General features: G+C 49.9%; 9 protein-coding genes and 1 pseudogene. All 10 read right to left on the reverse strand.

The features are described 5' to 3' along the window. Nucleotides 1-431: 431 nt before the first annotated feature. Entirely contained in the window at nucleotides 432-536 is a 105-nt protein-coding gene (locus tag ASH01S_RS18105; RefSeq protein WP_155836526.1) for a putative holin-like toxin, read from the reverse strand. A 187-nt stretch (nucleotides 537-723) separates the two neighbouring features. Beyond that, entirely contained in the window at nucleotides 724-2,037 is a 1,314-nt protein-coding gene (locus ASH01S_RS16705) for a M14 family zinc carboxypeptidase (RefSeq protein ID WP_083517297.1), read from the reverse strand. Nucleotides 2,038-2,085: 48 nt separating this feature from the next. Then, a complete protein-coding gene (locus ASH01S_RS18665) occupies nucleotides 2,086-2,355 on the reverse strand; it encodes a hypothetical protein (protein ID WP_157067212.1) in 270 nt (89 codons plus the stop codon). Nucleotides 2,356-2,426: 71 nt separating this feature from the next. Next, complete coding sequence (locus ASH01S_RS16710) at nucleotides 2,427-3,935, reverse strand: ATP-binding protein (protein ID WP_067929581.1); 1,509 nt, start codon at nucleotides 3,933-3,935, stop codon at nucleotides 2,427-2,429. A 406-nt stretch (nucleotides 3,936-4,341) separates the two neighbouring features. Continuing rightward, complete coding sequence (locus tag ASH01S_RS16720) at nucleotides 4,342-4,971, reverse strand: hypothetical protein (RefSeq protein ID WP_067929583.1); 630 nt, start codon at nucleotides 4,969-4,971, stop codon at nucleotides 4,342-4,344. Nucleotides 4,972-5,061: 90 nt separating this feature from the next. After that, complete coding sequence (locus ASH01S_RS19770; protein WP_373278595.1) at nucleotides 5,062-5,529, reverse strand: RNA-guided endonuclease InsQ/TnpB family protein; 468 nt, start codon at nucleotides 5,527-5,529, stop codon at nucleotides 5,062-5,064. A gap of 679 nt (nucleotides 5,530-6,208) precedes the next feature. After that, the gene (locus ASH01S_RS16730; protein ID WP_067929585.1) at nucleotides 6,209-6,832 is read right to left on the reverse strand and encodes a hypothetical protein; all 624 of its coding nucleotides are present in this window, start codon (nucleotides 6,830-6,832) and stop codon (nucleotides 6,209-6,211) included. Nucleotides 6,833-6,899: 67 nt separating this feature from the next. Further along, entirely contained in the window at nucleotides 6,900-8,228 is a 1,329-nt protein-coding gene (locus ASH01S_RS16735; RefSeq protein WP_067929586.1) for a helix-turn-helix domain-containing protein, read from the reverse strand. A gap of 486 nt (nucleotides 8,229-8,714) precedes the next feature. After that, nucleotides 8,715-9,686, reverse strand: coding sequence for a site-specific integrase (locus tag ASH01S_RS16745; protein WP_245629137.1), 972 nt, complete (start codon nucleotides 9,684-9,686; stop codon nucleotides 8,715-8,717). A 109-nt stretch (nucleotides 9,687-9,795) separates the two neighbouring features. Then, nucleotides 9,796-10,029: pseudogene (locus tag ASH01S_RS19070) on the reverse strand (hypothetical protein); the annotation flags it as partial.

Raw genomic sequence — 10,029 nt, forward strand, 5'->3', positions numbered from 1 at the left:
GTTTGAAGGGAATTTTCTATCTCACTCCAACCGCGACAAATGATTGTGCCACCGAAATGCACCCGATGCCGGAAGCCCCTTGCTTCAGACGTGAGGTGGTTGATGTACTTAAACGAATACGTGCTTGGAAATCCAGCTTTGTTCGCAGAATCGTATGGCCATGTGAGCTCTGCCAAGCATGATTGCACCCCTTTCGTTAACTACCAATACGATAGCGGCCCGAAGAGAGGCCGTTAGTGCACGTTTGATGCGACTTTCTCGACCCAAATCCGCATTGACGTATATTCGCGCTGTGTTAAACTAAACATGAAAAGAGAGCCGAAGGCGGCATCCTTCGACTCCCGGGCACCAACGCCTTGGGCGTTGTCCCTGCCCAACAAGTGGTACGTTAGGCAAGTGACCGCCCCACAGGCGCTAACCTACGGGGGCGGTCACTTGCGTTTTATGGCAAGAACCACAGCCACGACGAGCGACAAAAGCGCCACGATAAATGACCCAAATTGGATCATCAACGACAGCGCAGTAGCTACGCTCATGGCCCCACCCCCTTCCCGGTAAGCCGGGCAGGGAGTGACCCCCAAGGTAGGTGCTTGGATACAGTCTATCAGATTTATCAAGTTAGAGAGGGAACATTCGAGAAGAAAAGAGAGAAGTCCGTGCCGCCAGCCCCGCCTTCGCCGGACGGCGATGGCAGCCACGCACACTGCCTTACCCACTCGCTGTTCAATAATTGACGTGCACAACGCTGTTCGGATGCTGTTTATAAAGATTTATCGCCTGTTGCGCCATAAACAAGCCCACAGCTTTGTTTTGACTCCAGATGGTCGAAAATTGACTGACCGGAACGGGCTGATCCCCTTCGTAAGTTCCCACTTCGACCGTCAGTCCGGGGCGACCGATGTTGTGCGTCCACCAATCCGTCAGTCCTCCCCCGTCAGAGGCCCCTATGGGTTCAATGAAATACCCTGTCAAGCTTCGCACTTTCGTCGCGTACCACTTGTCAGTGCTCTCTTGAGTGCGGGTCAATTTGTAGCCCCAGTAAATGACATCACCTGACGAATGATACGCGACTTCGTCCTGCGGATTGATTTGATTGATTAACTTCAGCACAGCTTTGACTTCATTGATATAATACGGCGCGGGTCCTTTGTAATCTTCGTACCACGGATGGTTTACAATATTGTTTCGAATATCCGCCCAGCCTCCGTCGTATTGGAGGTTCGGATCGATGCCCTGCGCATTGGCTTTCCAGCGTTTGAAATTGCTGCTTCCGCCATTCCAGCGCTTCAGGTTCGCCCAGCTGCTTCGAGGAAAGGCAGACAAGCCGGATTGTTCAAGTGTAACGCCGTCCGGGTTGACCATCGGGATAAACCAGATTGTCGCGTTGTTCAACACGTTCCGGACGTTGTATCCACCAATGGATTGGCCTTTCTCGTACGCCTGCGCGTATTGATCGATCATGTACATGTTTAAAATGGTCGTGATCCATTCCCGCGCGTGGTGTGCGCCATTGATGAAAGCCGTTGGTTTTCCTTTGCCGATTGACACGGCGTAAATGTCACGACCGTAAACGGTTCGCCCGACTATCTCCGAATGCACCAGATCGGGGTACTTGCGGGTTAGGGATTGGATATCCTGAACCATCTTATTATATGTGTAGGTTTGATAGGGATTAACGATTGTATTTGGCGTCGTGGAAGCTCCAGTGGATCCAAACAAAGCATTCCAGGTTTGCGGGCCAACAATCCCGTCAACCGTCAAATGATGAGCTTTCTGAAATGCCTTCACCGCACTCAAGGTGTGCGAGCCGAAAATGCCATCAGCCGTCCCACAAGAATAACCGAGCTTGTTTAGTTGCTGTTGGACTTCCTTAACATAAGTTCCCCGACTCCCCATTTCTATCAAGTGCCCTGGGTATTTGACAGCCGTCGTACTTTGTGATGAGGTCGCTGCATATGCCGTAGTTGGTAGAACTCCTCCGACCGTCCCTGCTGACAGAATACCAAGCGCCGAGAGTACCAACATCGTCCTATTCATCAAGATTCCTCCTAATTGGTGTCTACAGGCAGTATAATACTGCACTATTTAGCTTGTCTTTGGCTGCGCTTCAAGATTATCAGCGCTATTGTTGCAACGAGCCAATTGGCTCCAGCTACGAGCAGAGCAAAAAAAATTTAAAGATAACGCACATCCACCGAGGAGCATAACAACATCTTTTTCAATACCAGGGGAGGCAAATTTAAGCCCTATCATTACCAACCGTGCCCCGAAACACAACAATACTGCCATAAAACAAGCATTTCTTCCCCAAAAGCCCCATGCTTCCCCAATGTCCTTTTTAGATTTCGAAAACACTTTTCTGCACCCTCCCGAATTAGTCAATATCTGAAATTATATTTCTAACCGTATTTTCTATATTTAATATATTACTGCAAAAATAGATCCCTGACCTCCAGCGGAACGGGCTGATTGCGAACTTTCTCCACTTCACGTACGACATCTTCGAGCTTAACTATAAACTTTTGGCCGGAGTGCTTGGCCAACACCGTGCGACGTCGCAGATTTTCCGCCACCTGGCTCACCTCCGCCCCGCTTGCTCCCTCAAACAACTTGGGTATCACAGGCAGAGCGGACTTGACTTCCGGTGACAGCTTCACGCCCTGCTTTTCGGTCCAACGCCAGAACATGATGCGGATGTCCTCTTCACTCGGATTGGGGACGTAGATTTTCGTGCCCAAACGCCCCGGGCGAATGAGGGCTTCATCCAGGTCTTCCAAGCGGTTGGTGGCTGCAATGACGAAGACTCGATCCCGAGGCTCAAACCCGTCCATCTCCGCCAGTAGTTGATTCAGCTGGCTGTCGTGGTACGGATTCATGCCGCCACGTTTCCCGCCAATGCCGTCAATCTCGTCGATGAAGATGATAGAGGGAGCATGTCGCCTAGCCTCTGCGAACAAACTGGTGATGTTTTGCTCCGTCGCGCCAACGAGCGTTCCCATTAAGTCGCTTGCACGTACCGCGATGAAGTACAGTCCCAGGCTTTCCGCCACCGCGCGGGCCAATGCCGTCTTACCGTTACCAGGTGGGCCATACAGCAGAATACCAGTCTTAATAGGTACGTCGTATTTCTGCATGAGGTCTGCACTTTTGAGCGGTAGGACAATGCTCTCCTGAATTTCTTGGATGACATTTTGCATCCCAATGATTTTGCGCAGTGCGTCCGGATTCGCCCGATACTGCTTCCCTTTTTCCTTCCACCGAACACGGCCGTTGTGGAAGCCTTCTTCCTCGTCATTAAATCCACTAGACTCGTTTTGTGAAGAAGACGGGGGCGGAGACTGAAAACGGCGCATGTTTTCCTCAAATCGGCGCGTGGCCTCGCGAGCAGCCTCGGGTGAGTACGGACGTGTCTTTCGAGAAGAGATCCCATGACCCAACCATTGCCGAACACCATGAGGCAAATGAAACGCCTCTGCAAGGAACAGCCGACGTTCACGCGCCCGCTCGAACTCCTTGTCGATCCAGTTGCCTACATACGGGTTATTCCGGGCACGCCAGGCAGTGAGCGTATGCATCTGCAGGCGCGTGATGAACGCGAAAAGTTGAGTCGGCCCAATCGAGAAGTAGTTGAGCACAGCCCAAACCGCCAGAGCCGAAACATAGGTTTCAAAGGTTTCTTGCGTGTTCAGGTGCCATAACCAGATTTTCGTGTGCACGCCATTCGCTAAAAACGTGGGGGCAAGTAGGTTCATCGCAATGAGGACCAACAACCAGAAAGGAACAAGAAACCGCCACAAGTTCTGCGCAACACGACCGATGTCAAAGTACCAGGAAAATAGCACAATGAAACCGAGAATCGGACCAATCACATAAAACCAGCCATACGCCGTGATACCGACCTGCCAGTCGATAATCTTCAAAACCGGCTCATGCATGTCGAAAACCGCCTTTCTCAGCAGTTACTGGTTTCTCCTTATTTTGAGAATACCAGACTTTCTGTGCGGTTTTCGGGGGTTTTGGATGCGAAAAATCAATACCCGGATTTATCCGTGGAGAGGAAGTCTAAATCTACCACCGCTCCATACGTTCAAGTAGACTCTGAAGTTCCCGGATGCGGGCACGAGTCTCTAGGAACAACCGGATCGCTTCAATATCAAACGAATCGCCAGAGCGTGACTCGATAATTCCCTTGTACTTCGATAGTTGATTGTTTAAGTACTCGATCCGATGTTCAATGTACCAATACATCCTGTCTTTATACGAATCCGGCATTGGAATTCCCTGTTTTCGAAAACTAAACGCTCTTTCAAGCCCCTGCATAAGCCGTGGACCGGTTGAAAACTACGAAGCCGTACTTGGTTCGGATAAGGAAATTAAAGTCCATCCTTCTACGTAGGCCACATATCCGGTGTCAATGTATCCTGTGCGGAGCCTACGATTGATGGACGTCTTATCATAGTGACGAAGCTTAGGAGGCAGATCGACACGCCTGTTTTTGACAACGGCAGACTGGATATGTTTCCAAACGCAAAGTTCAAAGCTCTGTTCTTGCAACCGTAGTTTCATGATACTCAAATGCTTGTCGAGATCGCTTTTCAGAAATTGAATCCTCTCTTCATCGACTTTATCGCCCACCAATTTGGCCTGAAGAGTCGCAATCTGTACAGCCTGCTGTTGCCAACGGTGCCACCATAGCTTTCCTATTGTTGCCGCGTATTTTTCATCCAGTTCCAATGTCTCATCGAGTAGGTTCGTTTGCACAGCCATAAACTCCTGCCCGTCTTGTATCAATTTCACGATTTTGTACGAGGGCATTTCGATGACATGGAGCTGAATCCATGGCGCATAACGCGAAATTTCCAAGGCAGCCCGAGTGGCATCCTGAAGCCGTCCGTATTTAGTCAATCCATCATAGTCGGAATTCAACGTACTGGTGATGATATAGTATCGAGCAGGCGTTGAGACCGACAAGAGAAATCCCTCCTGACTGGCCATATCATTCGTCTTTTACCATACCGGTTTTGAACGAGTATGCTGCGCCATCTTTACGCCACCTTCCAGTTAGCGCTTTTCGCACTTCGAACACCTTTGCGATGTATGCCGTGGGTCGATGCCGACAACAAGGCATCCCTTCGCTTCGGCTTTGTACTCGAGGAATGTCCGCAGTTGTGCGAATGTCCATGAGTGCAAACGGCGACGGGATTCGCGTCCGCGCTGTTTCGTGCGGGAACGAATGTGATTCAAGTTTTCAATCACAATCACGGAACCGACAGGAACGGAATCGACGATACGCCGACTGATGACGTGGTCGCAATCGCGGCGGAAGCGGTGAACCTTCCCGGACAGACGACGCAAATGTCGCTTGGCCGAGCGAGTGCCTTTCGCCTGAAGCGAACGCTTCAATCGGAAATATCGACGGTCAATGTCTTTCCAACGGCGTTCCCCAAGGAATTGGGCATCTGAGGTCACGGCAGGACGATTGAGGCCCATATCCACGCCGATTACGGCTTCAGACTGAGGAACAACCACATAGGAAGAGTAACGACAAGATGCAACCAGAAACGCCTTTGCGGTAAATCAAATCTGCACTGTCAAACCCGACGGCCTGCGCAAGGATTTTGTTTGCGTGTCGATTCGAAAGCCATTCTACAGATTGCCTGCCTGCTACAGACGAAAGACTGACAACGCCTGCATTGGGCCGGAAAGTATACGTTCTCGCATCATAGCGGATCGGAACCATGTTTCCTTTTGGGCAAGATACCTTGCGTCCTTTCTTCTTGCGGTCAAATGCAGACTTGATAGCTTCTGTAGCTTTGACACGAGAAGCAATCACTAATTGAGAGAAGGAAAAGAAGGAAATATGTCACGCAAGTCCCGATAGGTGGCATGGTGTAGACGAACACCGTTCTTCTCGCCATTTGCCCAACCATAATGGCAGACAGTGTTAAAACACGCAGTCGATTGTTCGAGCGTGTTAAGCAGAATCTGTGCTTGCTCTTCAGTTGGATTCAGCAGAAGTTTAACGGTTCGTCTCATACTCATATATTCGCATATTTTTGTGCAGGAGGAGGACACTATCGCTCCTCCCCATACCTAAAGGCAGGGGTCTCCGCGCCAGTATCTTCGATGATCTCCGGCCCTAAGCGAATCTTTGTGGGCTGGTTAACCGCGGACTTACCCCCGGCCGAAGCCGGGGGAGGCAGTCAACTCAACTGATATTGCGCGAATTGGTATGGATAATCTGCATAATTTCTTTCAATCGACGCGGTGTCAGCATGGCATGTAAGGACTGTCCAATGCGAATGGTCATGGATCGGATCCTGCGGTCAAGCGTTCTAAGTGAAACGTCCAGTTCGCCCGCAATAGTATAGTTTTTTTCTTCCTTTTGGTACTTGAGACGAAAAAGTCGTTCCATATCTGTGCCGTAGATCACGCTCTCTATATCGAACATTTTTTGCTTGAAATCTTCCAGCATCAACCTTGTGTCTCTATTCATGCGCTCTTTTTCAAACATACTCAGTTGCTTCACCCAGTCTCGCATCACCACATAACTTTCGAGTACCTTGCGACCAATGCGGTAATAGTCATCTTGATTCAATAAACATACGTTGTCAGTTGGCCAAGGAAACAGTGTAGGCTCAGTTGTTCCTCGAACAGGTTCCCAAACGCCGCTTCCCGCGGGCCGGACATACACCGCTATCGGCAATTCGTCCCATTGGAACCCAAGTAGCTTGGAAAATGTACTCAGAAGCTCTACTACCTGATCTGGAGGCGCAGAGCAAGACACATGTAATTCTTTTTCTGCATCCATCATCGCGTAGTTGTAGTTCATGCCAAATGCCCTCCATCAAATATGCTCCGGCGCCGGGAACCCCCGGCTTTAGTCGTGGGTACATGACTTAGTTCGCTGGCGCACACTCAGGGAACAACTGGTAGAATGCTTCGTACCGTTCATCCCTCTTGGTCGCCCTTGTTCTTCTTGGCTGATTGCGAGTTGGCCGCGACGTGGTAGTTGCCGACTTTGCAGGTTGGTACTCAGCCCAGTTGACCGCTTCCACTTCTTGCCGCTTGACCAACTCGCAAGTCCAGCGCTGCTTAATCACCTCTGCGCAGTAGGCGAAGCTGCGAATGTGCTTGTCAGCAAAGGTTGCGAAGGTGTAATCAATCCCTTCGAGGATGAAGTCGATGGGCACTCCACTGGCGAGAAGTTGCTTGATAGCTCGGTAGTCGTTCTCCTTGGCGATGTACGGGCGGCCCAGGTGCTGCATCATCCGGTAGTCCACCGCCAAGTACGGGTCGTTAGGAGATGACCAGGGAACGTTATATGTGGATATATCAGGAAGATCGCGCCCATCGCCTGTATCGATGAGTGGCGTGGAGCTGCCAGGTCTCATAGTGTTTTCTCTTGTCCTTGGAGAGACAGAAGACGAAGAGCTTGTCTCCTCAAGAGGCGCGGCTTGTCCACCCACTGAACTTATCCTGTTCCAAGCGCCGTACGTGTTGTCACCCAAGTGACGAGTGTTGCTAGGGTCGCTTGGAGAGATTCGACCTAGCGTTCGATGAATTGACATAATTTCCCTCTCTTGCGTACGCTCGTGATCATAGACATCTATATCTTCTTCTTTACTTTCTCTGTATGTAATCTCTGTAGTAATCTCTGGTATTGCTCTTGCGAAATGCAAATCCGAGCCTACATTTTGCAAATCCGAATTTGCATTTTGCAAGTTCGAATTTGCATTTTGAAAATCCGTATTTGCAAAATGCAAATTCGAAGTTCTAGGGTTCTCAATCAGCAATGGATAGCCTTCTAAGGCGTATCCTTTAGCTTGCAGGTCACGCTGAATCTTAACCACATTGACCCGGTATTGATAGGTCTTATCCATGTGATTCTTGGGATTTCGGCGCTTCTCCAGCCATCCTTGGTCAACCAGTTGGTTTAAGAGTCGTAACATGCTCGAAACGTTGAGACCTAACATTGTTTCTTCGGCCAATTCTTCCGCCTTTTTAAAAATCCATCCTCGACGCAATGGAAGATTGGGTTCTTCAGCACCACTCATCGTGGCCCGTTCGCGCTCTTCCAAAATAAAGGCATCAAAATCCTGTACCCGCTCGCTCCAATACAGCATCTGGTTAAGAATGATCGCAAGTTTAAAGTTCCCCGTTAGAGCGACGAGTTCTTCTTTGATTACGCTTCTCTTCAGCGGCTTTGGATCGGATGAGTATGACATGAAGCCTTTCCTCCTCTCGGTATGGATTGGAGGAATGATTCACAATGGCATTGATACCTTCGAATAATTTGTGGTATCCTGAAATAAGGATGTAAATCATTCCTCTTGATGGTGAGGTTCCGATTGAGCGTGGGTGACCTCACCATTCAGTTGTTTTTAGGACATATTCTCGGTTTCAAGGTACACACGAAGAAACGGCTCCTTTGGCACAATTCGACCAAAGGAGCCGTTGCTGTAAATTACCATATCAATATGTCGGGTTCGATGCAGGAAAAATTACAAGTCACATCGAATCAGACGTATTGACCATGGAAGGTTGCGGCTTCCTTGGTCGCGTGGCAACGGTTTTGCCAGAACCGTTGTCACATCTTAGATGGGGTGTCCCGTACTCGCTACAGTATGGGGCACCCGTCTAAGGCTTCTATTCGACATAAGTCGGCGACCTCCTTCTCTCAAGAAAAAAATTTTCCAAAAACCTTATTTTTATTATAATCCCACGTATGCAGCAGCGTTTTCTCGGAACAGATTCCCGTCTCGTATATATCGACGGACCATGTTCACACTCTTATGCCCCGTCTGCGCCATAATCGCACGTTCGGGCGCGCCGGCCATTGCGGCCGATGTAGCAAGTCCAGCACGAAGACTATGACCGGCATACTCGTCGGCATCAAGACCAATAGCCTGGATGTACTTCTTCACGACGCGCGCAACCGTTTTATCGCATAGGCGATCAACTCCCACTCTGCCCGCTTTGTCCACCCGACGAAACAGGGGACCAGAGACGATCCCTGCAGATTGCAGCCACGATTGTAAAGTTCTCACCGGGCATGTCTCTACGTGTGACCCGTAGGGAATGCCAACCTTTCTGCCTTCTCCCTCCTGGTCCGTCTTGCTTCGGCGAAGTGTGATGGTCAGTCCTTCTCGCGTAAACTCCACATCCTCCACGTACAGCGACACGAGCTCAGAGCGTCGAAATGCCCCAGCAAAGCCAATCAAGAGCAGTGCCCGATCTCGTAGTCCAAGCAGATTGTGTGGAGTCTGTCGGATCATACGTCTCAGGTCTTCAATCAGGACGGGGGACTTCGGGGATACAGCAACACCGTGCGTATTGCGGATACCGCGCCATACGGTTTTTACGGTCTCGGAGGATGTGGGCGAGGCATAGCCTTTCGCTTTGTGAGCCAGCCCAATCGAAATAATACGACGTCCAATCGTACTCGTCTTATGACCGGTTTCGGCCATATACGTCATGTACAGCGCTATCGTATCGGGTTCAGCTGGAAGTGAGGAGAGGCCTTGTTCCTCACACCAGCCGATAAACGCCCTCCAGTCCGATTGGTACGCTCTGACGGTATTCGGAGCTTTCGAGCTGCGAACATACGCTCTTGCTTGTTCTGCAAGTTGGTCTACCGAGACAACAGAAGAAGTCGATGTTTCAGCCGACTGTGGCAAATTCAACAGCAAAGCACCTTCTTCTGTAAAAATCCACCTTTGAGGCGAACATACGTTCTGGATAGGTTGATTATACTCCTACTGGATGCGCCATCACAATCCAGTAAATTACAGTTTAGTGTGTATGAGATTCAAAAACCTCTACGCCTGATTGCCGAAGGTTTTCATTGAACGACGCTACGGAACACGCTTGATTTCGGGCGATTACGGCCAAGTAAGCATCGGCAAAGTCTACGTCATGGTGCGCGTATATTTCTAGGGCTTCCACCAAAGCAACTGGGTTTTCAGCTTGTACACCGGGCAAAAACAATACTTTTGTCAGTGCGTCCGTCACGACTTTTTTGGAAGG

This window comes from Alicyclobacillus shizuokensis NBRC 103103 (genome assembly GCF_001552255.1).
GTDB lineage: Bacteria > Bacillota > Bacilli > Alicyclobacillales > Alicyclobacillaceae > Alicyclobacillus_G > Alicyclobacillus_G shizuokensis.